Genomic DNA, 23,128 nt, shown 5'->3' with positions numbered 1-23,128 from the left:
TGACCCGGATGGGTACCGCTGAACGCACCAAACCGTCGCTCGTGAGCTGGGCGCGCCGGATCGCCTTCGGCACGGTCCTGCTGCTGCTGGCGCTCGTCGGCGGCACGGCGTTCCGGGTCTGGCAGGTGGCCCGCGAGAACGACCGGACCCCCGCCGACGTCATCGTGGTGCTGGGCGCGGCCCAGTACAACGGCAAGCCGTCGGACATCTACGCGGCCCGGCTGGCGAAGGCCAAGCAGCTCTACGACGCCGGCGTCGCGAAGACGATCGTCACCGCGGGCGGCAAGAAGGCCGAAGACAACTTCACCGAGGCCCGGGCCGGCCAGCTGTGGCTGACCCGGCGCGGGGTGCCGGCGTCGGCGACGCTCGCGGTCGGCGAAGGCAGCGACACGCTGCGCAGCCTGCGCGCGGTCTCCCAGCAGGTCGAGGCCCGCGGCTGGCGCTCGGCGGTGCTGGTCAGCGACCCGTGGCACTCCTTCCGCGCCCGGACCATGGCCGGCGACCTGGGCCTGGACGCGTGGACCGCGCCGACGCACAGCGGGCCGATCGTCCAGGAGCGCGTCACCCAGGTGCGGTACATCGTGCGGGAGACCGGCGCGCTGCTGTACTACCGGCTGACCAAGACCCCGGCCGACGACCTGTTCGCCACGTTCCTGGGCTGAGGTTTGTCGGTGGGCCCGTTTAGGCTGGTCGGGTGGACTACACCGAGCACGACACCGCCCGCCTGCTGCCGGAGCCGGCGAAGGGTGCGGCGCTGCCCGGCGCCCGGGCGGACGGGCGCAGCGCGTTCTCGCGCGACCGCGCCCGCGTGCTGCACTCGGCCGCGCTGCGGCGGCTGGCCGGCAAGACCCAGGTGGTCGGGCCGGGGGAGGGCGCCGAGATCACCGGCGTCCCGCGCACCCGGCTGACGCACTCGCTGGAGGTCGCCCAGATCGGCCGGGGCATCGCCGACGAGCTGGGCGCCGACCCGGACCTGGTGGACACCGCGGGGCTGGCGCACGACATCGGGCACCCGCCGTTCGGGCACAACGGCGAGCGCGCGCTCGACGAGGTGGCCAGCGCGTGCGGTGGGTTCGAGGGCAACGCGCAGACGTTGCGCATCCTCACCCGGCTGGAGCCGAAGCTGCTGTCCGACGAGGGTGACCCGGTGGGGCTCAACCTGACTCGCGCGTGCCTGGACGCGGCCACGAAGTACCCGTGGCCGCGCCGGCCGGGGCAGGGGAAGTACGGCGTGTACGGCGACGACGTCCCGGTGTTCGAGTGGTTCCGTGCGGGGGCGCCGGCGGAGCAGCGGTGCCTGGAGGCCCAGATCATGGACTGGGCGGACGACGTCGCGTACTCGGTGCACGACGTCGAGGACGGGGTGCTGGCCGGCCGGATCAAGCTGGGCGTGCTCGCCCACCCGGACGAGCGTGCGGCCGTCGCCGAGGCCGCCGCCAAGCACTTCTCCGGGCAGTCGGTGTCCACTTTGGAGGATGCGGCGGCGGAACTGCTGGCGCTGCCGGTGGTGGCGGCACTGGCGTCGGCCGAGCCGGACGGTTCGCCGGGCGCCCAGGTCGCGCTCAAGCGGCTGACGAGCGAGCTGGTCGGCCGCTTCACCACGGCGGCCGTCACCGGCACGCGCGAGAAGTTCGGCGAGGGGCCGCTGGGGCGCTACCGGGCGAACCTGTGCGTCCCGGAGCAGGTGGCGGCGGAGGTGGCGCTGCTGAAGGCGCTGGCCCTGCGGTACGTGATGAGCGACCGCCGCCGGCTGGCCGTGCAGGACGGCCAGCGCGAGCTGCTGGCCGAGCTGGTCGACGCCCTCGCGCGCCGGGCCCCGGAGGCCCTCGACCCGCTGTTCGTCCCGGCCTGGAACGCGGCCCCCGACGAGGCCGCCCTGCTCCGGGTGGTGGTCGACCAGGTCGCCTCCCTCACCGACGCCCAGGCCCACGTCTGGTACTCCTGGCACGTGACCCGCCGCCACCGCTGAGCGGCCGGTTGGCGCTGCGGTGAATGACTCATTCCTGTCATCCGACGCCAGGAATGAGTCATTCACTGCGTCCGGCGATCCGGCATTCGGCTCAGGGGCGCCGCCGGGGGGATTTGTCACGGACGACCGGAGTTGCGCGCGGCCGCTCAACGGGGTGTCCTGTTCCGGTACTCTCGCCCGCATGGCCACGGACAGCCACCTCCGGTTCGCCCTCGCCGTCCACTCGGCCCTCGGTGCCGGGGGCGGGAACACCTGCTTTTCGCCGTATTCGGTGGCCAGTGCGCTGACTCTCGCCGCCCTCGCCGCCCGGGGGCGGACCCGGGACGAGCTGGTCGCGCTGCTCGGCGACCCGGGTGAGCAGACCGTCCTGCTGCGGGAGGCCGCCCAGCTCGTCGAAGAGGCGCACAGCAAGGAACAGCCCGAGCTGGCCGTCGCGAACACGCTGTGGGCGGACGACCGCCTTCCGCTCGAGGACTCCTTCAAGGCCGAACTGGCCGAGTGGCCCGGGGCCGCCGTCGCGAGCGCGCCGTTCGAAAAAGAGCCCGAGGCCGCTCGTGCGCTGATCAACGACGACGTCGAGCACACCACCCGGGGGCTGATCCCGCAGCTGCTGCCGCCCGGTTCGATCGACTCCGACGTCGCGGCCGTGCTGGTCAACGCGCTTTACCTGAAAGCCGCGTGGAGGCTGCCGTTCCGCGAGGCGAACACCAGCGACGCGCCGTTCCACGCCCCCTCCGGCACCCGGGACGTGCCGGCCATGTGGCTCAGCGAAAGCCTCGGGTACGCGCACACCGGCGGCTGGCAGGTGGTGCAGCTCGTCGCGGCCGGTGGCCTGCAGGCCGTCGTGCTGCTGCCCGACGGCGACCTCGCCGAGGCGGAGACCCGGCTCGACGCCGCCACCCTGACGGGCCTGCTCGGCAAGATCCGCTCCAAGAAGGTCGAACTCTCGCTGCCCAAGGTCTCGCTCGACGTGACCAGCAAGCTTGCCGGCGTGCTTCGCGGCCTCGGCGTGCAGACGATCTTCACCGACCGCGCCGACCTGACCGGGCTCTCGCCGGATCCGCGGCTGACCGTGTCCGAGGTGCTGCACCAGGCCGTGCTGCGCGTCGACGAAGAGGGCTTCGAGGGGGCCGCGGCCACCGCGCTGGTCATGCGCCTCACCTCGATGATGATCGACGACCCGGTCGCCGTGACGGTGGACCGGCCGTTCCTGCTGCTGGTCCGGCACGCCGCGACCGGGGCGCTCTACTTCGTCGCCAGGGTGGTCGAACCGTGAGCTTGAAGTCCGAAGCCGTCCCCGACCTGGTGCCACCCGCTCCCGAACCCCCCGAAGGCCCGAAGCGCTGGGCGTGGCAGGATTCCGCGATCGCCGGCGGGTTCCTGCTGTTCACGATCCTGCTCTACAACGGGCTGTGGTTCGACCTCAAGCGCGGCTACCTCTGGAACGGCGGAGCCGACCAGAGCCAGTGGGAGTGGTACTCGACGGTCGTCGCGAAGGCCGTCCTCCACTTCCAGAACCCGTTCACCACGGACCTGCAGAACTACCCGCTCGGCGTCAACATGGCCGCGAACGCGGCGATGTTCGGCCTCAACGTCCCGCTGGCGCCGCTCACCCTCACCTTCGGCGCGACGCTGACCTGGGCAATCGTGCTCACCGCCGGCCTCGCCGGCACCGCGGCCGGCTGGTACTGGGTGTTCTCCCGGCACCTGGTCCCGAACCGGACGGCGGCCGCGATCGGCGGCGCGTTCTGCGGCTTCGCGCCGCCGATGATCTCGCACGGCAACGCGCACCCGAACTTCGTCGTGCTGTTCGTGCTGCCGTTCATCGCGCTCAAGACCATCCAGATCGCGCACAACGAGCGCCCGGTGCGCAATGGCATCGTGCTCGGGCTGCTCGTCGCGTGGCAGATCCTGCTCGGTGAAGAGCCCCTGGCGATCTTCGCGCTCACCTTCCTCGTCTTCGCGGTCGCGTACTTGATCCCGCACCGCGCGGAAATCCGCGGCATGCTGGCGCCACTGGGTAAGGGCATCGGGGTCGGCGCGGTCGTCGCCCTGCTGATCGCCGGATTCCCGCTGTACTGGCAGTTCTTCGGCCCGCAGAGCTTCCACTCGCTGCTGCACGGTTCGGCGGGCAACGACACCGCGGCGTTCACCCGTTTCGCGACGCAGTCGGTCGCGGGGGCACCCGAGGCGGCCGCGGACGTCTCGATGAACCGCACCGAGGAGAACGCCTTCTTCGGCTGGCCGCTGATCGTGCTCGTGGTGATGCTGACGATCTGGCTCTGGCGTGACGTCGTTTCGCGGGCGCTCGCGATCACGATGTACGTGATGGCCGTGCTGTCGCTGGGCGTCGAGATCACGGTGGCGCACGAGGACACCGGCTTCGCCGGCCCGTGGAAGTGGCTGGGCCAGCTGCCTTTGCTCGACTCCGTGCTCGAGTCCCGGCTCGCGATGGGCTGCATCCCGGCGGTGGGCGCGCTCCTGGCGATCGCGACGCACCGCGTCTGGACGGCGGCGGCCCAGCAGCCGGCGCCGCTCGACGGAAAGCCCGCGTTCCCGCTGCGGATGATCTGGATCGGCGCGGTGGTGGCGGTGCTGCTGCCGATCGCGCCGACCGAGCTGGTGACGCACCAGCGTCCCCTCTCGCCGCCGTTCTTCGCCGACGGCATCTGGCGCCAGTACGTCGCTCCGGGCGGTTCGCTGGTGCCGGTGCCGCTGCCGAGCACCGGGGAGGCCGAGCCGCTGCACTGGCAGGTCGACGCGGGCCTCGGCTACCCGATGCCGGAGGGCTACTTCGTCGGCCCCACGTCCCCGACCGACCGCCGCGGCCGCTACGGCGCCGTCCCGCTGCCGACGTCGGACCTGTTCGCGCAGGTCGAGCGCACCGGTCAGGCCGCCGAGGTCACCGAGGCCGACCGCACGCAGGCGCTCGCGGACCTGCGAGCCTGGAACGCGGACGTGCTCGTGGTCGGGCCGCGGCAGAACCAGGAAGCGCTGAAGTCCACTGTGGAGCTGTTGCTGCGCAAGCCCGCCGAGTTCGTCGGCGGGGTGTGGATCTGGGACGTCCGCCCGTTGACGGCGTGAGTAGAGTCGGCCCTCGTGACCACTGTGGACGAACAGGACCGGCCCGAGCCGCCCGTCGACGGCGACGAAGCCGCCACCCTGCTGGGTTTCCTCGACTACCACCGGGCGACCCTGGCTTGGAAGTGCGCCGGCCTGGACGCGGCCGGTCTGCGCGTGACCGTCGCGTCGTCCAAGATGACGCTCGGCGGGCTCCTCAAGCACCTGGCCTACGTCGAGGACCACTGGTTCTCGCGCGTGCTGTTCGACCGCGAGCGCACGGCGCCGTTCGACGCGGTCGACTGGACGGCCACGCCCGACTGGGACTGGGACTCCGCCGCGGACGACACCCCGGAGCAGCTCTTCGGCCTGTGGGAAGACGCGGTCGCCCGCTCGCGGGAGTCGGTGGCGAAGGTGCTGCTGGAGAACGGCCTTTCCCAGCCGGCCCGGCGTCCGTGGCCGGACGGCCTCACACCGAGCCTGCGCTGGATCCTGGTCCACATGATCGAGGAGTACAGCCGCCACAACGGCCACGCCGACCTCATCCGCGAGTCGATCGACGGCCGCACGGGGGAGTAGCCGGGCCCTACTGCCGCAGGCCCACCAGCTTGGCCAGGAACCGGTCCAGCTGCTCGATCGCGGGCGGCCACGGCAGGTCGGGCTCGTTGATCCGCTGCGCCAGCATGCCGTTCACGGCGGTCCGCAGGTCGATCGCGACCGTGGTCGCGTCGTCGGCCGGGGCCACGCCGGCGTCCATGCACGCCTGGACCGCCTCGACCGTGCGGGCGACCATGACCTCCTTGAACGGCATTCCGAGCCGCCGGTGGACCTTGCTCTCGTGGAGCACCTTGTAGAGCCCGGAATGCTCCTGTGCCCACGCCGCCTGCGCCAGGATCCGGGCGCGCAGCGCGTCCGCCGGGCCGGAGGCCGTGGCGGCGGCTTCGTCGCCGACGCCGACCAGCTCCTCGTGGCAGCGCTGCATGGCCGCCAGCACCAGGGCGTCCCGGTCCGGGAAGTGCAGGTAGACCGACGTCGCCGCGATCGACACCTCGCGCGCGACGGCCCGCAGGGACAGCGCCTCGTCGTCGGCGAGCTCGTCGAGCATCCGGACGGCGGCCGTGACGATCTCTTCCCGCAGCAGCTCGCCCCGGCCGCGGGCGTTCGGGCGGCGCCTGGTCTCTTCCATCGACGCCCAGTGTAGCTGGACACCCTTTGCGCTACAGGTGTAGCGTCACTTGCACTACAGCTGTAGCGCTACAAACGTCCATGCAACTGAAGGAGCCGAGCTTGACCACCACCGAAACTCCGACGAGCCTCGAACGGCTCGCCGCGCTCGACCCCGTGTTCGCCCAGATGGCCGGGGCCACGGCGAAGTACGTCCGCTCGATCCCCGAGCTCACCGACCGCGAGAAGACCTTCCTGTGCGTGACGGCCGACGTCTGCCAGGGGAGCCTGGGCCTGGTGTTCACCGCGCACGTGCGGGCCGGCCTGGTCGCCGGGGTGTCCACTTCGGACGTCCGCGAGCTGCTGCGGTTCGTCTCCTACGACTGCGGTTACCACGCGGCGGCGGCGGGCATCGAGCGGATCGCCGAGCTCGAGGCGGAACTCGGCCTGCCGCGTCCGGACGCCGAACCGCTGGCGCCGGAACTGGTGTCGGCCGGACCGGACGCGGCGCCGAGCCCGTTGCCGGACGCGGTGCGGGCGCGCCTCGGCGAGCTGGACCCGCACTTCGCCGCGTACTTCGACCTGCAGTCGCGGATGCGCACCGGGCACGGGCCGGGCACGCTCAGCGAACGCGAGCGCGGCCTGGTCAGCCTCAGTGTCGACGTCCACTACCAGACCCTGGCCGACACGTTCCGCACGCACGTCGGGCGCGCGCTGCGGGGTGGCGCGTCGCCGGAGGACGTCCGGGCGGCGCTGCGGTTCAACGCCCAATTCGGTGTCACCCGGGCCTGGCACGCCTGGGAAGCGCTGAACCCGATCCTCGCGGAAAGCTAGCCGAGGACCTCGTCCGCGAGCCGGCTCAGGTAGCCGGCGAACCGTTCGCGGTCCTCCTCGGGCCAGTGGTCCACCAGTGCTTCGAACGCCTGACGCTGGTGGGCCCGCGAAGCGCCGAGGAACTCTTTCGCCGCGTCGGTGAGGGTCAACACCGCGCGGCGCGCGTCGCGGGTCGACGTCGAGCGCTCGACGAAGCCTTCTCGCGCCGCTTCGCTCACCATCCGGCTCGCGACCGAGCGGTCGATGCCCAGCTGGTGGGCCACGTCCGCGACGGTCACCTCCTCGCCGGCCGCCCCGTCGATCGCCTGGATGACGAACAGGTTCGGCACCGTCCACGACGCCGGCGCGCCGGCGGCGAAGCGCTCGACGACGTCCGGGGCCCACTGGCGTGCCCAGTGCCGGACCAGGCGGAACAGTGCCGGGCCGCCCTCGCTTGATGTGTGCATAAGACACGTTATAACGTGTGCTTTATGCACGCATCTCGGAACCTCGCCTACGCCGGCCTCCTGCTCGGCATGGCCATGGCCCAGCTGGACGGGCTGGTCCTCACCGCGGCCCTGCCGTCGATCGGCGCCGACCTGCACGCCCGGACCGGGCTCGTCGCGGTCACCGCCGCCGGCCTGCTGACCCTGACCGTCGCGACGCCGCTGCACGGCAGGCTCGGCGACCTGTACGGCCGCCGGATCTCCTTCGCGCTGTCGGTCCTCGTGTTCGCCGCCGCTTCCGCGTGGTGCGCCGCCGCGCCCGATCTCGGTTCGCTGATCGCCGCCCGCGCGCTGCAGGGCCTCGGCGGCAGCGGCCTGGTCGTCACGGCGATGAGCGCACTCGGCGAGCTGTTCGACCGCGACGAACTGCTGCGCCGCCAGGGCTGGCAGACGGCCGTCTTCGCGGCCGCCACCCTGGGTGGGCCGCCGCTGGGCGGACTGCTCGCCGCCGGGCCCGGCTGGCGGTGGATCTTCCTGGTCAACCTGCCCCTGAGCGTGCCGGCGCTGGTCCTCGGGTGGCGGGGGCTGCCCGCGAAACCGCGTCAGGGCAGAGAAAAGTTCGACGTCCTGGGCAGCGTGCTGCTGACCGTCGCGGGTGCCGCCGTCGTCGCACCCGGCACGTTCGCCGCCCTCGCGAGAAGTCCACTGTGGACGCCGGTGCTGCTCGGAACGACCGGGGTGGCGGGCTTCCTGTTCGTCCGGCGGCAGCGCCGCACGCCGAGCCCGCTGATCTCGCCGAAGGTGTTCGCCGACGCCGTCCTCAAGCGCGCGGTGGTGGTCAACGGCCTGGCCGGCGCCGCGCTCTACGGCACCTTCACCTACGTCGCCCTGGTCGCCGCTTCGGGGGCGGGCGCGGCGGGCACCGGGCTGCTGCTCGTCGCCATGACCGCGGGACAGCTCGTCCTGTCGGCGTCCTTCGCCGCGCTGGCCCGGCGGCACCCGGAGATGACGGTGTGGGGCCGGTCCGGCTGCCTGCTCGGCACGGCCGGGCTCGCCGCGATCGCCGTGGCGGCCGCCTCCGACGGCGCACCCTGGCTCCTCGCCCCGGGCTTGTTCGCGATCGGCGCGGCCTTCGCCGTCTGCACCGCCGCCTACACGGTCCTCGGTCAGACGCGGGCCGACCGGGCGCTGCTGGGCGTCACGCTGGGGTCGCTGACCTTCGCCCGGCAGGCCGGTGGCCTCGCCGGGGCCGCGGTGTTCGGCTGGCTCGCGCTGGCCACGACCGGTGGGCTGGGCGCACCTGGCCTCACGGTCGTGTTCGCCGCGGCGGCCGTGACGATGCTGGTGGCGTGGCTCACCTCGCCGGTCGTCACATCCGCGGACGCCGTCTCGTCCAGCTCGTAGACACCGGACGAAGGAGACCGAAATGCCGCGCATCCCCGCCAAGAAGACGTCCGAGGCCGGGCTCTTCCTCAAGCTCGTCTACCGGATCGCCGGCCGCCGCTTCGGCGCGGTGCCCGAGCCGATGGCCGTCACCGCGCACCACCCCGCCCTGCTGCGGACGTCCGTGGTGCACGAGCTGCTGGCCGAGCGCGCGTCGAAGAAGATCCCGGCGAACGTGCGGGAACTCGCCGTCTACCGGGTCGCGACGCGGATCGGCTGCTCGTGGTGCGTCGACTTCGGCACCATGCTGCAGAAGCACGACGGCCTCGACATCGAGCGGCTGAAGCAGATCGACGGCTACGCGACCTCGCCCGCCTTCAGCCACCAGGAGCGGCTGGCGCTCGCCTACGCCGACGCGATGTCCTCGGACCGGGTGACGGTGACCGACGAGCAGGTCGCCGAGCTCGAGCGCGAGTTCGGCCGCGAGGGCGTCCTCGAGCTGACCTACCAGATCGCGCTGGAGAACTCCCGGGCCCGGATGAACAGCGCGCTGGGCATCGCCGACCAGGGCTTCACCTCCGGCGACGCGTGCCGGGTCCCGCTCCCGTAGGAGGCCGGGGACCCGACCCAGGTGGGACGCGCCACCGGGGTCCGCCGCGGGACCGTTCTGCGCATGCACCTCGTCGCCAGTGAACGGATCAAGCTCTTCAGCATCGCCACGCCCTGGGTGTGCGGCGTCTTCAGCCTGGTCGCGCTGGGCTTCCCGGCCGCGATCGCCGCGCTCAGCGCCGGGGAGGCCCATCTGCCGCCCACGGTCGCGAGCACCCAGTTCGGCTACCAGCTCGCCATGGTCGCCGTGCTGGTGCTGGCCGCGCTCGCGGTGACGAGCGAGTACCACTCCGGCACGATCCACGGCACCTTCCAGGCCGTGCCGAGCCGGACACCGGTGCTGCTGGCCAAGGCCGCGCTCGTCGCCGGGTACGCCTTCCTGCTCGGCGAAGCCGCCGCGTTCACGGCCTGGCTGGTGGCCCGGGTCCTCGCCCCGGAGGCCGACCTCGCCCTCGACAGCGCCGCGGACTGGCGGATCGTCGCCGGGACCGGCCCGGTGTTCGCGCTGGCCGCCGTCTGCGGGGTCGGGGTCGGCCTGCTCGTGCGGTACACGGCCGGCGCCGTGGCCGTGCTCGTCGCCTACCCGCTCATGGCCGAGAACGTCGTCCAGCTGATCCCGCGGGCCGGCCGGGCCATCCACCGGTGGCTGCCGTTGAACGCCGTCACGAAGTTCCTCAGCGGGAACGGGGAGGCCAACATGGGCCGGGACGGCGGCAATGCCACGGTCCTGTCCGACTCGCCGCTGAGCCCGGGCTGGGCGCTGGCCTACTTCGGCGTCTTCGCCGCTGTCCTGCTCGCGGCCGGGATCACGAAGGCGTGTCGCCGGGACGCGTGATCCGGGCCAGCTTGTCCGGGTTCACGACGTCGTAGATCGCCACGATCCTCCCGTCGCGGACGGTCATCGCCTGCACGTGCTCGTCGAGAGCGAAGAAGCCGTCCTGGCCCGGCTGCGGAGCCAGGTACACCCCCAGGTCGCCGTTGACGAGCACCGGCGTGCCGCCGGTGAGCACGCCGGGCGGGTACTTGCTCGCGAGGCCCACGAAGAACCGGGCGATCTTGTCGGCGCCGACGATGAGCTGGCGCGTGGTCCGGCCCTTGCCGTTCGAGTCGCCGATGAGCACGACGTCGGGGGCCAGCAGCTCGGTGATCGCCCGGATGTCGCCGGCCTGCAGGGCGATGACGAACTTCTCGAGGATCTTTGCCTGATCCTCCAGCGGGGCGCGCGGCGCGGGGTCGGCGTCGGCGAGGGCCTTGCGGCCGCGGGAGGCGTACTGGCGCGCGGCGTCGACCGAGACACCGAGGGCGTCCGCGATCTCCGCGAACGGCACCGAAAAGGCGTCGTGCAGCACGAACGCGACGCGCTGCTCCGGCGTCAGCTTGTCGAGGACGACCAGCGCGGCCATCCGCAATCCGTCGTCGCGCACCGCGACGTCCAGGGGATCTTCGCTCACCGGCCGCCCGAACGGCGTGACCACCGGCTCCGGCAGCCAGTTGCCGACGTAGCGCTCCCGCTGCGCGGCCGCCGACTTGAGCCGGTCGAGGCAGATCCGGCCGACGACCGTGGTCAGCCAGCCCCGCAGGTCGCGGATCGCCGCGCGGCCGGCGTCGTCCAGGCCGGCCAGCCGCAGCCAGGACTCCTGCACCGCGTCCTCGGCGTCGGCGCGCGTGCCGGTCAGCCGGTAGGCCACCCCGATCAGGTGACTGCGGTGCGCGGCGAACTCCGCGGCGAGGGTGTCCTGGGCGGTGGGCGTGGAGGCCATGCCCCGAGTGTGCCGCAAGTGGCAAGACTAGAGTGGATGACGTGGCAGGACGGATTCGGGAGAGCGACATCGCGGAGGTGCGCGAGCGGAACCGGATCGACGAGGTCGTCGGGGAGTACGTGGCCCTGCGCCGCGCCGGTGGGGGCAGCCTGAAGGGGCTCTGCCCGTTCCACAACGAGAAGACCCCGTCGTTCAACGTCCGCCCGGCGCACGGCACCTTCCACTGCTTCGGCTGTGGCGAGGGCGGCGACGTGATCAAGTTCGTCCAGAAGATCGACCTGATCACGTTCGTGGAGGCCGTCGAGCGGCTGGCCGACCGGGTCGGCATCCGGCTCACCTACGAGGGTGGCGGCGCGACGATCCAGCGCGACCGCGGCAGCCGCAGCCGGCTGATCGAGGCGCACCGCGCGGCCCAGGAGTTCTACGCCGAGCAGCTGTCCACCGATGAGGCTCGCGCGGCGCGCGACTTCCTGTCCGAGCGCGGGTTCGACGCCGCCATGGCGAAGACGTTCGGCTGCGGGTACGCACCCGGCGGCTGGGACAAGCTGACGAAGTTCCTGCTCAACCGCGGTTTCGAGGTCAAGGAACTGCTCACGGCGGGGCTGTCCAAGGAGGGCCAGCGCGGCCCGATGGACCGGTTCCACCGGCGGCTGGTCTGGCCGATCCGCGACGTCGGCAACGAGGTCGTCGGCTTCGGCGCGCGGCGGCTGTTCGACGACGACCGGATCTCGGCGAAGTACCTCAACACCGCCGAGTCGCCGATCTACAAGAAGTCCCAGGTCATGTTCGGCCTCGACCTGGCCAAGCGCGAGATCGCCAAGCGGCACCAGGTGGTCGTGGTCGAGGGCTACACCGACGTCATGGCGATGCACGCGTCGGGCGTGCCGACGGCGGTCGCGTCGTCGGGCACGGCGTTCGGCGAAGACCACATGAAGGTGCTTCGCCGGCTGATGATGGACGACGACGCCTTCCGCGGCGAAGTCATCTTCACCTTCGACGGCGACGAAGCAGGCCAAAAGGCGGCGTTGAAAGCCTTCGAAGGCGACCAGACGTTCGCCGGTCAGACGTACATCGCGGTGGCGCCGGACGGCATGGACCCCTGCGAGCTGCGGCTGGCCAAGGGCGACAGCGCGGTGAAGGACCTGGTCGCGCGGCGGACGCCGCTGTTCGAGTTCGTCATCCGCAGCACGCTCAAGAACTACGACCTCGACTCGGTCGACGGGCAGGTCGCGGCGCTGCAGAAGACGGTGCCGATGGTGGCGTCGATCAAGGACCGCGCGGCCCGCGACGGGTACGCGTCGAAGCTCGCCTGGTGGGTGGGCTGGCAGGACGTGGCACAGGTGGTCAACCGCGTCCGCGGCAGCGCGGGCGCGACGGACAAGCGTGGCGGAGCGCCCCTGCGTCAGCCCGCGCGCGTCGGTGCTCCCGAGGCTCCGGCGGCCCAGGACGTCGCGCGCCCGGCCCCGAAGGACCCGCGGTTCGCCGTGCAGCGAGAGGCGCTGAAGGCCGCGCTGCAGCAGCCCGCGATCGCCGGGCCGGAGTACGACGCCCTGCCGCTGGAGGCGTTCACGCACCCGGTGTACGTCGCGGTGCACGAGGCGGTCTTGAAGGCCGGCGGCGCGGGTTCGGGCCTGACCGGCCCGGCGCTGCTGGACGCGGCCGCCCCGCACTGTCCGGAAGGGACGGTCCGGCGCGTGCTCTCGGAGCTGGCCGTGGAACCGTTGCAGGCCAAGGACGAAGTCGACTCCCGGTACATCTCGTCGATCCTCGCACGGCTGCAGGAGGGCCTCGTCGGGCGGCAGATCGCGGAGATCAAGGGCAAGCTGCAGCGGCTGTCGCCGGTGGAGGCGCCGGACGACTACCGCGCGCTGTTCGGCGACCTCGTCGCGCTGGAGCAGTACAAGAAGTCGCTGGGCGAGCAGGCGGCGGCCGGCGCGTGGGGCTGAGATGAGTTTGTTGCGCCGGCTGCTGGGCGACCGCACACCGCCGGACTTCGCGGGTTCACTGGACCCGGGTGAGGACGTCGTGGACAGCGCCCCGGTCGAGGGCGGCGGCCACGTGGTGGTGACGGCCCTGGGCCTGTGGATCCCTGCCGAGGACGGCGCTCGCCGCGTCGGCTGGCACCTCGTCGGCAAGGCGACCTGGGCGGACGGCGTCTTCACGTTGACGGAGTCGTCCGAGGTGGGCAAGGCGGGTGCGGCGGTCGTGCTGGCCGACCTCCCGCCGGTGCGCTTCCGGCTCCCGGCGCCGGGAAAGCTGCCGCGCGAGGCCTACCAGCGCGTCGAGGGCTCGATCCGCTCGCGGCACCGGCAGCAGATCGGCGCCGGGGGAGCGTGGTTCGTCCAGCGCAAGGTGCCCGGCCGCGACGGCACCGTGCTGCAGGTCCGGCCGGACCCCGGCACCGACGTCGCCCTGGTGGAGGCCATCGCCGAGCAGGCGGCCGCGAAGCTGGTCAACCCGGCGGAGTAGCAGTACGCTCGTACTCAGTACAGGCGTACTGTTATGCGGGAGGCTCTCGTGTGGGATCCGGGCAAGTACCTCGACTACGCCGACCTGCGGGCCCGGCCGTTCTACGACTTGATCTCGCGCATCGGGGCTTCGGCACCACGGCGCGTCGTCGACCTGGGCTGCGGCCCGGGCAACCTGACGGTGTCGCTGCGGGACCGCTGGCCCTCGGCGACGCTGGAGTGCGGCGACAGTTCACCCGAAATGGTGACGGCGGCCCGCGCTCGCGGCCTCGACGCGGCGTTGCTCGACGTCCGCGACTGGACGCCGGCGCCGGACACCGACGTCGTCGTGTCGAACGCCGTCCTGCAGTGGGTGCCCGACCACTTCTCGCTCCTCGGCCGATGGGCTGCCTCGCTGCCTTCGGGCGCTTACCTGGCAGTGCAGGTGCCGGGCAACTTCAACGCGCCGTCACACGTGCTGACGCGCGAACTGGCGGCGTCCCCGGCCTGGGCGTCCCGCCTGGCGGAGGTGGTCCTGCGCGAGGACGACGCGGTGTCGACCCCCCTGGGGTACGCGAACCTCCTGGCCGACGCGGGCTGCACGGTGGATGCCTGGGAGACGACGTACGTCCAGCCGTTGCACGGCCCTGCACCCGTGCTGGAGTGGATCACGGGCACAGCGCTGCGCCCGATCCGCGCGGCCCTGACCGACGCGGAGTGGGAGCGGTTCCGCGCATCGTTGGCGCCCCGCTTGGCGGCTGCCTACCCCACCCGCGCCGACGGCACCACGTGGTTCGAGTTCCGCCGGGTCTTCTTCGTGGCCCGGATCAGCGCTTGAGCTTCTCTCCGATCTTGGCCCGCGCCACCCCGGCGGCGCCTTGGACCATCGGGTGGTCGACGACCCGGCGGTAGGTGCGCACGAGCTGCTCGTACCGCCCCCGGCCTGCCTTGGCGCCCAGTACGTACCCCAGGCCTGCCCCCAGCAGGAACTTCTTCATCCGCGTCCACGCCTTCCGTCGTTAGGTCGTCCGACTGTCCATTGTCCAGGAAAACCGGCCCCGCGGGGGTGGTTGCGCTAAGTGGGGGGTGGTGTCGGAGGCGGTACGGGCATGGGCTAAAGTTCTTCTTGTCGGTCGGAGAGGCTGGCACCGGAAGTGAGCCACATTCCCCTGTAGCTCAACTGGCAGAGCATTCGGCTGTTAACCGGAGGGTTCTTGGTTCGAGTCCAAGCGGGGGAGCTTACAGACGAGAAAGCCCAGGCCAGCGGCCTGGGCTTCTCTGCGTTGTGGGGTGGTGGCGCCTGGAGGGAGGATTTAGTGATTAAAAACTTCGTCACGGCGCCGCCGCTGCGGGCATCATCGCCTCCAGTGCTTCGGCGTTCCCCCGGTTGGCTACTCGCTGCTTCCGGTAGTGGCGCTCCGCGACCGCTGGGGTGTTGCCGAGTTGGTCAGCGATCGCCGTGATCGGTAGGTCGGCTTCGTCGAGCACGGTGCCGACCGTCTTCCTGAACACGTGGCTGGTGACCCACTCGTAGCCGACCGCGGTCACTGCCTCGGTCAGGCGGTTGATCACGTTCGAGGGGTCGAGGAGTTCCCCGGTGAACGAGGCGAACAGGGCGTTGTTGCCTGCGGCTTCCTTGCGTCGTTGCCACATGGGCACCGACCACTGCGGTACCGCGAGCAGCAGGCCGCCGACGTTCCCCTTGCGGAGCTCGCGCCTCTCAAGCCCGGAGCCGGGAACACGGACGACGTGGTGAGTCACCGCGACCGTAGGCACCGTCGGCTCGACGTCAGGCCCGAGGATGGCGAGTACCTCCCCGATCCGCGCTCCGCTCGACAGCATGGCCTCCATGAGATCCGGCAGGTCCAGCCAGATCCGGCTGCGTGCCCCCAGCGACCGTCCGCGGGCGTCGACCTGCCGCGTCGGCGCGTAGGCGCGCAGCTTCGCCAGGAGGTCGGCGCGTTGCGGGGCGGACAACGTCACGACTTCCTTCTGCTTGCCCCGTGACATGCGCCCGACTGAACGAATGGGGTTCGCATCCATGCCGCCGTTGCGCACGGCATAGTCGCAGGCGCCCGACAGGGCTGCCTTGACGGTCTTGGCGGTGTCGTAGCTCGCCTTGGCGCGTGCCTTCTTGACGACCTTGTCGCATCGGGTGACGAGGACTTCGCGGCATCGAAGTTGTCCGAGCGAGGGGAGCGCCCAGTTCTTGAGGGCTCGCCGGTACAGACTCACGGTAGTGGGGGACAGGTTGCCCAGTTCCGCCTCTTGGGCAATCTCTTCGAGCCACAGTTCGACCACATGGTAAAAACGTGTGTCTTTGCTGATGTCGCCGTCTCGGGTTTCGGTTTCCAGTTCGCGCAGCGCTTCTTTCAGGCGGGTCGTTGCCTGCCCTTTCGTGGACGCCTGCCGGCGAACAAGGCGAAGCGTTCCATCCGCCATCCTGAAGTACGAGCTAGCGCGATAGCGCACCTTGCCAGCCCTGGTCGGAGGCAACTTCTCGACGTTGATGACGCCGTATGTGCCAACCGGTGTTGCTGGTCGCCCCATGATGTCGACTCCGCTGCAGGAAGGATGAGGTGATTGCGAACGATCCGCATTCGATTGCGTAATCGATGTTAGGGCAACTCTTGTGTGCGCAGAAAACGTTCTATTTCGAAATCGGGAACCAGGTAGTAGCGTCCGGCTGTAACTGCGCCGAGCTTCTTCTTGTGAATCAGGTCAAGAACGGTCTCGTAAGGAATTCCCAGCTGTGTGGCTACTTCCTTGGGTGTCCATGCTCGTCGTGGCAATGACTCGGCCATCTTCGTTGTCCCTTACGAGTTGGAATGGAGCTTCGCCGTTGGATGCCCGGCTCGCTCTTGGTGCGCCGCTGTCGACGTTTCCGGTTGCGGCGATAGGCGGTCCCGTGTGGCCGCGGCGGGCGCGCTGGCGCGGCCCCTGCGGGCCGCAGAACCCCACGCGTGCGACGGCTGCGGCGATGCCGGCGCACGACACCGATCAGCTGGTCGTTCCGATGAGGAGCATCCCCACGGTGCGCAGCAGTGTGGCGCTGGTTACAGGCACTAATCGCCTCGGGGCACGTCATCTGAGAAGTGGTTCGCGCTCGTCAGAGGCCTTGCCTTCGGTCGGATCGTGCAGCGTCGCCACCGGCGCTCCCCGCGTGCGGCATGCCGGCCCATTCAGAAGACGGGTTCGCCGCCACGAACTCCTCGTCGGTAATCAGTGGCAGATGCACCCATGCCGGTGACCACACCCAGCGTTCTGGAGACACAAGGCGACCGCGGTGGCGGCGACCCCAGACCTGGCGGCCCGTGTACTTCGGGTTGCGCAGGATCGCCCGCACCGCCGCCTCCGTCCACTGCGCCGTCACTGCCCAGACGACGTTGCATGCCGACCGGGCAAGCAGTCTCAGGACGGGTTTTGTCCTCGCTATCGCTGCCGGGGTCGCGGTGTGGACGGCGTCACCAGGCAATCCGGTGGCCGCGGTCGCGTCGGCGGTTTTGGTGTTCTTTCTGCGCTGGCTCGCCCTCCTGACAGCGTTCGTCTACGTCGCTGGCTTCCAGTTGGCGCGGCAAGTCTGGCTGGCGTTCGGTACCGAGGCCGCGGTCGTGGTGTCGCTGGGGATCGCCGGTGGCGTCGCAGCGTTGGTGTGGCTGATGTCCTCGCGCCCCAACTCGCTGGCAATGACCGCGTGGACGCAGTGGCTCGTGCTGACCCGCGTCTGGTACCCGATTACCCGTCGGCTCCCCTGGGCGCTGCTGGCGTTCCTCGCCGACGCGCACAGACGTGGCGTGCTGCACCAGGTCGGCTCCCGCTACCGGTTTCGACACCTCGAACTGCTCAACCACCTGACCCACGATGCGGAGCGGAAGAACTGATGAGAGCCCTTCTGGTTACCGGCGTGCTGTCGATCGTCATCGGCATCGCCGCCGCCGTGTTTAGTACCAACTACTACTCCATGGCTGCCGACGGCATGGAGAATTCCGATCGGAACTTGACCATTGCGAAAGAAGCACTCGACGCGGCTGGGCGCTATCCGGAGTCCGACCCCAAGCAGAACGCGGAGGTGCAGAAAGCGGCGGACTTCAAGGGCTTTGCCGAGAGTGACCTGAACTGGCACGACGAGAACATCGACGTGGCGGCTGTGCTGACCGTCGTGTCGGTCGTCGCCGTCCTGGCCGGTGCGATCGTCCTCGTGGTGCGTCGACGACGCCGGACCCGCGATCAGCGGACCGACATTCAGACAACTCCTTGATTCCCGCACAACAGCAGTGCGCGTTGTCGTAGCCCGCCGGCGCGCGGGGGCACGACGCCGATGAGGTGGCGGGCGGGTCGGTCGCGGGGGCCGCCTGCGGCGTGGGAGCGCGCCGGAGTCGGAGGGCGGTAGACCCGCTCGGGCTCGGCGTGGTCGCCGTCCCTGGACGACGGTGGCGGAGCGGGTGTGGGCGAGTCCGGAGCAGGTGCTGCGGATCGCAAACCAGGCCGGCACGCTCAGCGGATCGGTGGCACGGTTGCTGGTGTTCACTGCGGCCTGGACGGGGTGTCGGTGGGGTGAACTCGCGCCCTGCAACGGGATAACTTCGACCTCAATGCAGGCCGCTGGTCGTCGACGCCGAAGTTGGCTCTTTGCACGAGTCGCGAGGCCGGCGGTGGCTGGGTCCGCCGAAGACGCCGTCCTCGGCCCGCACCATCGTGTTGCCGCCGTTCCTGGTCCGGCTGCTGCGTCGGAACCTGAAGACACATCCGTTCGAGTTCGTGTTCACCAACGGGTGTGGCAGCGAGCTGGATCGCGACGTCGGCTGGCTGGGGGTGTCGCTAAGCCCGCCGAGACTGGTCAGGTCGGTGTCCTCGCCGAGTTCGGCGACCACAGTGGCGGTAAGCCCGGCAAGCTCGAGACGGTCGTGGAGCAACGTGACCGCTCCGCCCTGTCCACTTCGGTAGCGCAGAGTAATGGTCTGATGCGCGCGGTTACGCAGCCAGAGACCTGATCGCGTCAGACTGTGCGGACAGGACTACAGAGCCCAGCCTGACCAGGTGAGCCTGGCCAGCGGTCGCCGGTCGACCTGCCGCCTGGCTCGCGCTGCTGCTGGAGGACAGCGTGGACGGCCCGCGCCATGCCCACGGGCTGCTCGCCCAAGCGATCGAGAAGCCCACTGAACGGGCGGTTGCGAGCCTGGGCGATGGTCTTCCCTGGGGGGCCTCGTCCGGCGGTCCGCAGACGTCGCTAGACATCCACCTGCGGTGGATGTACCGGTCGCTGAAGCAGCTGCCCGAACTGGCGGATCCGGCTCAGCCGGTATTGATCGTCGGTAATGTCGCCATGGTTCTGGCCACTGTGGACGATCGGAACCGGTGCAAGCTTCTCGAGCGGATGAGCGAGACCGGCGGGACACGCGCCGGCGCCCTGGACTACGCAGGTCAGACTGGCGTCGGGAAATCCCTTCGGCCGGAAGTAACCAGACGCTAAACTGTTGCCTTCGCGGAGGAGGTAGGTTGGACGAACTGGTATCTGACGATGAACGTCCGGATGGCCGCGCATCGTCTCCCGAGACACGCCAGCTCCGCGAAGCCACACGCGCACTCCGCCTCCATCTCGACTATCTCCCTGCGGTCTTTCACTGGGGCGGCGCGGCTGACCTCTTCTTCGCTGAGCTGGCGTGGCCCTTCGCCCGGCAACGGTACGGGTGCTGCGACTCGTTGCTCGGTGCCGGATTCGGTGGCACGGTGCTCGGCGCCATAGCCCGCAGCTTGTTGATCGATGCGCTCCGTTGGCAATGGATCGGCGCAGCTCCCCGCAGGCGGCTACCATCACTCGTCGGCTGGATGCTTGAAGAACGCAGCCGAATCTGCCGGACCCTGGAGGAGCGCGACGCGAGTTGCCCCATCTTGCCACGCTGGTTTGCCCCGCTTATCGGAGTGACCGACCTGACCGGAAGTGCGCCGGAATGGCTTCATGCTCCGACAGTGCCCAGTGACGATGAGCTGCTCGATCTGTTCCTCGCCGAGCCAGCCACGCAGCCAGTTGACCCAAAGATCGGCGACACAACGCCTCAAGGTCTCCTCGCTACAGCGCGAAGCATGCTGCATGTGGCTGGCTTGCGCGGCGCGGTCCTGATGCTCGGTCACGCCGGTCACGGAAACCTGCTCGGCGCTCTCAGCAGCTTTGCCGAGGACGGCGCCCCTGACCATGACCTCCGGGCTGACCATGAAGCGTTGTTCATGCACGTCGCCGCGGTCGGTGTCACCACGACGCTGCTCGGCGTGTGGGCCACAGCCCCTGAGAGTTGGCCCCCGGAGATCGGCCAGACGTACCTCATACGCACTGTGGAGCTAACGAAGGCTGTTGTTCAGGCGGCTACCACTATTCACAAGCTCGGTACCCCCAAGCCGGTTGCAGCCGGGAGCAAGAAGCGGCGCCCACGGTCAGACGATGCGGTCCTCCACCAAGGCGCGATTCTACGGGCCGAAGACCTACTGCCCGATGTCAACCCTCTGCTGGGCCGCGTGATCAGTGCAGCAGAGTTGTACGCCCAGTATGTCCAGAGCTGGTCTCCATCACTCGGACCTTCCGACACTCAACCGCGGTTAGCGGCCATCCTGACACATGGGTTGGCCATGTCGAACTTGATAGCCGTCATGTCGACATATGACCAGGTTGGCGGCAACATCATAGCCGTATTCGCGGCCCGGATGCTCCTCGAGGAGGCCGCTCGCTACGCGTGGATGACGTCCATAACCACCGAAGAAGAGTTCATGGAGCGATCCAAGCGCTACTTCGACGAGTTTCGATTTCGCCGCAAGAAGGCCATCGACGCGTTCACAGGCAACGGTGTGGACCGAGTAAACGCCGAGAAACTCTTCGAGCTTCCTAAAAACATCAAGATCACGACCCCCATGGATATCATCGCGAAAGGCCGACAGCCACTCCCGCCGATGGCGACACTACTCCGCGAGATGGGCGCCGAATACCCGGAAACCGCGTGGCTCGATGTCGCGTACTCGCTGCTGAGCCAGGTAACGCACAGCAGTCCGATCGGCCACCTCCACACGGTGGCGCTAGAAAAAGACAATTTGCGAGCTGGAGTGATCTCGAAGGAGCTCCTCGGTTTGACACTCGATGCCGCATGCCTCGGAAGTGCTCACCTCCTCGGATGGTCGTCGCTGCTACTCACCGGCAGGCGTGAGGATGCGCGCATCTACAAGCGAACGCTTTTGCAGAAGGCCTACCACGTGCACGACGCAGCCCGGATGCTGCACGGTCTCGACTAGTGCATGTCGCGCCGAAGGCGGTGCTTGGCGAAGATGTGCTCGCCCAGCCGTAGTTGCCACCCGATCCGAGAACGTGGCCGATGACCTCCGTGGCAGGGCGGTTGCTGGCGGTGCGCCGCTCGAGCGGATACATCGTCCACAAAGTGTGTCGTTCGGGCTCGCTCTGTGGCTGCTCCCGGACTCGGGTAGGCAACTGACGGGCACATCCTTGACCAGCGAAAACAGTGCTGGTGACCCCCTCACTGCCAGTATGGGTCGGTTATGGCCCTGACCTGCGGTTATGGAGAACCTGCTGGTCGTGTGGCGCAGCTGGCTGCAGTTGAGGGCGGTCCTGTGCAGTTGGATGCGGTTGGCATCGTGGCTGTGCTCCAGGTTTGCTCCACGTTAATTAGTGAGAGATCGTCGCCGGCGGGCCTGCGCGGGCTTGTTCTGAGACTCTGCGCGTGCACTCAGCTCGGTTCGCATGTGCAGCAGGTTCATGCTCGGGAGCGTTACCCTCCCGGTGGGTTACCGCGATCATGGTGTCCATCGTGTCCCTCGGCGCTGCCGTCAGAACGTCTGTGATGCCCGCAGCTTGGCTCCCTTCCGGCTGTCGCGCCCGGCGTTCAGACAGGTGGCGTCGGGCAAGCCGGAACGTGCCAAGGTCGGGAGTCTACGGCGAGCTCCTGCTGCTGGAACGAGGCCCAGGACACCTTCGCCGGCACAACGAAGGGAGAAGGCCCGTTCAGACCGCGGTTTGCTGACGGTGCTTCGGCTGAAGCGTCAGTGTCTTGAAACCATGTCTTCGAGACCGCGCGCGGTCGTAGCAGCAGGTTGGCGTCGGCGGCCAGTTGCAGGAGCCGCGTAATGCGGCGCCGGCGTGATCACCACGGACAACGAGCTTCGAGGCCATCCGGTGTACCCCGCCGCGGATGTCCTGCATACGGAGAGTAATCACTCGGTGCACTTCGGACCGCGTGCTGACCCAAGTGCGGGACATTCCTCCCGCTCGGGCCAGAGTCGTTCTACCGTGCGGCTATGACGCCAGCGGGTTAACGCGGAAGAGGGAACGACATGCGATCGCCGGGCGGCAGAAGACCTCCGCAGGTTTAGTGCGGACGGCCGGGGATTAGGCCCCGGCCGTCCAAGCGCTCCGCTACCCGGATGGTGTGGACACCCGCCTGGCCAGGCGGTTCAGCAAGGGCTCGCAACTCTCGCTGCCTGGCCAGGCGGTCCGACCATGCCTTGGAAGGGCGCACGATGGAAACGATAGGCCCCGACGGCATGCCGTCGCCAGACATTCCACCCACCAGCCGTAATCAGTCATCACATTCCGTCACGGATCCTGCTTCTAAGCGACAGGTGACACGCCAAGTTTGGCTTCGTGTCGTCTTCCTTGGGCTAATGGTCTGCTTTGCGGTGCTGATCACCATCCTCGTGCGCGAGGGTGCCCCGCTTGCGCTGGCTCTGGCGGTGCCGCCCGCGATCATCGGTGCGGCTGCATCGGCGGTGGTCTTCCTGAGGAACCTGTCCGAAAGCCGGCAACTGAACGAGGAGAGTCGACAGGCGCCGGACGAGCCGCGCGCGTAGTCCCCGCGTTCCGGCGTCTCAAAACCATGGGTCAGGTGCGCAAGGTCGAGCAGTGTCGCTGCCGTCGACCACGGGCAGTGGCCCCCGGTCCGCATTTGCCCTGGGTCCTGGGTCATGAGCGGGCACGGAGATTGCCCCGGAGGGACTACGTGCTCACCCGCAGCACCGCGCACCGCATCGAGAACGCCCCACGGACGCCGACGAATGAAACGCGCGGTCCCTCCTCATGGATGATGAACGCCCCGAAGACGATTGTCTTCGGGGCGTTCGTGACGTCAGCCGCGGCCGACCGCAAGGATCTTGTGGAAGTGGGGCACGTCAACGGCTGGGCCGTGGCAGGCAAAAATCGCGAACCATGGGTATCGATTGACCACTTGGTCGGGCTATTGGCGTTGTCAACGTTGTCGGCGCTTACGGGTGGCCAGCCCTCGTTCGGTCATCCGTCAATGCGCGGAGACGTCGTTCTGTCCACGGACGCGGACGGCCATCAGGCCGGGGAGTTGCGCACTTTCGATCCCTACGGTCAGCCGCTCGGGCCGGACGGCGCGGTCGACGCGCAGAACATGCCGGACAACTCGCCGGGGTCGCTGGACTACGGGTGGCGTCTGACTTGAGCGGTAGCTGTGGTCGCCGGAG

25 protein-coding genes and 1 tRNA gene are annotated in these 23,128 nt (G+C 69.5%); 19 read left to right on the top strand and 7 right to left on the bottom strand.

Going from position 1 to position 23,128, the window contains the following annotated elements; all coding sequences use genetic code 11:
• Positions 1-8: 8 nt before the first annotated feature.
• The 5 genes from AB0F52_RS30355 (at position 9) to AB0F52_RS30335 (ending at position 5,608) form a co-directional block, all read left to right on the top strand.
• Positions 9-662 (top strand): YdcF family protein, encoded by a 654-nt coding sequence (locus AB0F52_RS30355; protein ID WP_360178436.1) that lies wholly within the window; start codon positions 9-11, stop codon positions 660-662.
• A 32-nt stretch (positions 663-694) separates the two neighbouring features.
• A complete protein-coding gene (locus tag AB0F52_RS30350; RefSeq protein WP_360178433.1) occupies positions 695-1,969 on the top strand; it encodes a deoxyguanosinetriphosphate triphosphohydrolase in 1,275 nt (424 codons plus the stop codon).
• A gap of 181 nt (positions 1,970-2,150) precedes the next feature.
• Positions 2,151-3,245 carry a serpin family protein gene (locus tag AB0F52_RS30345; RefSeq protein WP_360178430.1) on the top strand — a complete coding sequence of 365 codons (1,095 nt, stop codon included), beginning with the start codon at positions 2,151-2,153 and terminating at the stop codon, positions 3,243-3,245.
• Positions 3,246-3,247: 2 nt separating this feature from the next.
• Complete coding sequence (locus AB0F52_RS30340; protein WP_360178940.1) at positions 3,248-5,053, top strand: glycosyl transferase; 1,806 nt, start codon at positions 3,248-3,250, stop codon at positions 5,051-5,053.
• Positions 5,054-5,068: 15 nt separating this feature from the next.
• Complete coding sequence (locus tag AB0F52_RS30335) at positions 5,069-5,608, top strand: DinB family protein (RefSeq protein WP_360178427.1); 540 nt, start codon at positions 5,069-5,071, stop codon at positions 5,606-5,608.
• A gap of 7 nt (positions 5,609-5,615) precedes the next feature.
• On the opposite strand, the gene AB0F52_RS30330 is transcribed toward AB0F52_RS30335, so the two are convergent.
• Entirely contained in the window at positions 5,616-6,215 is a 600-nt protein-coding gene (locus tag AB0F52_RS30330) for a TetR/AcrR family transcriptional regulator (protein ID WP_360178424.1), read from the bottom strand.
• Positions 6,216-6,316: 101 nt separating this feature from the next.
• On the opposite strand from AB0F52_RS30330, the gene AB0F52_RS30325 reads away from it, so the two are divergent.
• A complete protein-coding gene (locus AB0F52_RS30325; RefSeq protein ID WP_360178421.1) occupies positions 6,317-7,027 on the top strand; it encodes a carboxymuconolactone decarboxylase family protein in 711 nt (236 codons plus the stop codon).
• Here the strand turns inward: AB0F52_RS30325 and AB0F52_RS30320 are convergent.
• Positions 7,024-7,473, bottom strand: coding sequence for a MarR family winged helix-turn-helix transcriptional regulator (locus AB0F52_RS30320; protein WP_360178418.1), 450 nt, complete (start codon positions 7,471-7,473; stop codon positions 7,024-7,026). The genes AB0F52_RS30325 and AB0F52_RS30320 overlap by 4 nt on opposite strands.
• A gap of 24 nt (positions 7,474-7,497) precedes the next feature.
• Between AB0F52_RS30320 and AB0F52_RS30315 the strand changes: the two genes are divergently transcribed.
• The 3 genes from AB0F52_RS30315 (at position 7,498) to AB0F52_RS30305 (ending at position 10,279) form a co-directional block, all read left to right on the top strand.
• Positions 7,498-8,856 carry an MFS transporter gene (locus tag AB0F52_RS30315; RefSeq protein ID WP_360178415.1) on the top strand — a complete coding sequence of 453 codons (1,359 nt, stop codon included), beginning with the start codon at positions 7,498-7,500 and terminating at the stop codon, positions 8,854-8,856.
• A gap of 22 nt (positions 8,857-8,878) precedes the next feature.
• Positions 8,879-9,445: a carboxymuconolactone decarboxylase family protein gene (locus AB0F52_RS30310; RefSeq protein WP_360178412.1), complete on the top strand. Its 567-nt coding sequence runs from the start codon at positions 8,879-8,881 to the stop codon at positions 9,443-9,445.
• Positions 9,446-9,508: 63 nt separating this feature from the next.
• Positions 9,509-10,279 (top strand): hypothetical protein, encoded by a 771-nt coding sequence (locus AB0F52_RS30305; protein ID WP_360178409.1) that lies wholly within the window; start codon positions 9,509-9,511, stop codon positions 10,277-10,279.
• Here the strand turns inward: AB0F52_RS30305 and AB0F52_RS30300 are convergent.
• Positions 10,251-11,204 (bottom strand): sigma-70 family RNA polymerase sigma factor, encoded by a 954-nt coding sequence (locus AB0F52_RS30300; protein ID WP_360178406.1) that lies wholly within the window; start codon positions 11,202-11,204, stop codon positions 10,251-10,253. The genes AB0F52_RS30305 and AB0F52_RS30300 overlap by 29 nt on opposite strands.
• A gap of 32 nt (positions 11,205-11,236) precedes the next feature.
• Between AB0F52_RS30300 and dnaG the strand changes: the two genes are divergently transcribed.
• From dnaG to AB0F52_RS30285, 3 genes are read left to right on the top strand one after another with little or no spacing between them, the layout of a single operon-like run.
• Positions 11,237-13,150, top strand: coding sequence for a DNA primase (dnaG, locus tag AB0F52_RS30295; protein WP_360178403.1), 1,914 nt, complete (start codon positions 11,237-11,239; stop codon positions 13,148-13,150).
• Position 13,151: 1 nt separating this feature from the next.
• The gene (locus tag AB0F52_RS30290; RefSeq protein WP_360178400.1) at positions 13,152-13,673 is read left to right on the top strand and encodes a hypothetical protein; all 522 of its coding nucleotides are present in this window, start codon (positions 13,152-13,154) and stop codon (positions 13,671-13,673) included.
• 48 nt (positions 13,674-13,721) lie between these two features.
• Positions 13,722-14,489, top strand: coding sequence for a trans-aconitate 2-methyltransferase (locus AB0F52_RS30285; protein WP_360178937.1), 768 nt, complete (start codon positions 13,722-13,724; stop codon positions 14,487-14,489).
• Here the strand turns inward: AB0F52_RS30285 and AB0F52_RS30280 are convergent.
• On the bottom strand, positions 14,479-14,649 hold the full coding sequence (locus AB0F52_RS30280; RefSeq protein ID WP_003097798.1) for a hypothetical protein: 171 nt from the start codon (positions 14,647-14,649) through the stop codon (positions 14,479-14,481). The genes AB0F52_RS30285 and AB0F52_RS30280 overlap by 11 nt on opposite strands.
• A gap of 167 nt (positions 14,650-14,816) precedes the next feature.
• On the opposite strand from AB0F52_RS30280, the gene AB0F52_RS30275 reads away from it, so the two are divergent.
• Positions 14,817-14,889: transfer RNA gene (locus tag AB0F52_RS30275), tRNA-Asn, on the top strand.
• 94 nt (positions 14,890-14,983) lie between these two features.
• Here the strand turns inward: AB0F52_RS30275 and AB0F52_RS30270 are convergent.
• From AB0F52_RS30270 to AB0F52_RS30260, 3 genes are all read right to left on the bottom strand, one after another.
• Positions 14,984-16,201, bottom strand: a complete 1,218-nt coding sequence (locus AB0F52_RS30270) for a tyrosine-type recombinase/integrase (RefSeq protein WP_360178396.1) — start codon at positions 16,199-16,201, stop codon at positions 14,984-14,986.
• Positions 16,202-16,269: 68 nt separating this feature from the next.
• On the bottom strand, positions 16,270-16,455 hold the full coding sequence (locus AB0F52_RS30265) for a helix-turn-helix domain-containing protein (protein WP_360178393.1): 186 nt from the start codon (positions 16,453-16,455) through the stop codon (positions 16,270-16,272).
• A 305-nt stretch (positions 16,456-16,760) separates the two neighbouring features.
• Entirely contained in the window at positions 16,761-16,997 is a 237-nt protein-coding gene (locus AB0F52_RS30260; RefSeq protein ID WP_360178390.1) for a recombinase family protein, read from the bottom strand.
• Here AB0F52_RS30260 and AB0F52_RS30255 point away from each other — a divergent pair.
• The 6 genes from AB0F52_RS30255 (at position 16,966) to AB0F52_RS30230 (ending at position 23,106) form a co-directional block, all read left to right on the top strand.
• Positions 16,966-17,532 carry a hypothetical protein gene (locus tag AB0F52_RS30255; RefSeq protein ID WP_360178960.1) on the top strand — a complete coding sequence of 189 codons (567 nt, stop codon included), beginning with the start codon at positions 16,966-16,968 and terminating at the stop codon, positions 17,530-17,532. The genes AB0F52_RS30260 and AB0F52_RS30255 overlap by 32 nt on opposite strands.
• Positions 17,532-17,909 (top strand): hypothetical protein, encoded by a 378-nt coding sequence (locus tag AB0F52_RS30250; protein ID WP_360178388.1) that lies wholly within the window; start codon positions 17,532-17,534, stop codon positions 17,907-17,909. The genes AB0F52_RS30255 and AB0F52_RS30250 overlap by 1 nt, the downstream gene beginning before the upstream one ends.
• 843 nt (positions 17,910-18,752) lie before the next feature.
• Entirely contained in the window at positions 18,753-19,121 is a 369-nt protein-coding gene (locus AB0F52_RS30245; protein ID WP_360178385.1) for a hypothetical protein, read from the top strand.
• A 26-nt stretch (positions 19,122-19,147) separates the two neighbouring features.
• A complete protein-coding gene (locus tag AB0F52_RS30240; RefSeq protein WP_360178383.1) occupies positions 19,148-20,923 on the top strand; it encodes a hypothetical protein in 1,776 nt (591 codons plus the stop codon).
• Between the two features lie 1,398 nt (positions 20,924-22,321).
• Entirely contained in the window at positions 22,322-22,492 is a 171-nt protein-coding gene (locus tag AB0F52_RS30235) for a hypothetical protein (RefSeq protein WP_360178380.1), read from the top strand.
• 149 nt (positions 22,493-22,641) lie between these two features.
• Complete coding sequence (locus AB0F52_RS30230; RefSeq protein WP_360178377.1) at positions 22,642-23,106, top strand: hypothetical protein; 465 nt, start codon at positions 22,642-22,644, stop codon at positions 23,104-23,106.
• Positions 23,107-23,128: the final 22 nt, after the last annotated feature.

The organism is Amycolatopsis sp. NPDC024027 (genome assembly GCF_040638975.1).
In the GTDB taxonomy this organism is placed as follows: Bacteria; Actinomycetota; Actinomycetes; order Mycobacteriales; family Pseudonocardiaceae; genus Amycolatopsis.
This window is presented reverse-complemented; position numbering and strand designations above follow the sequence as displayed.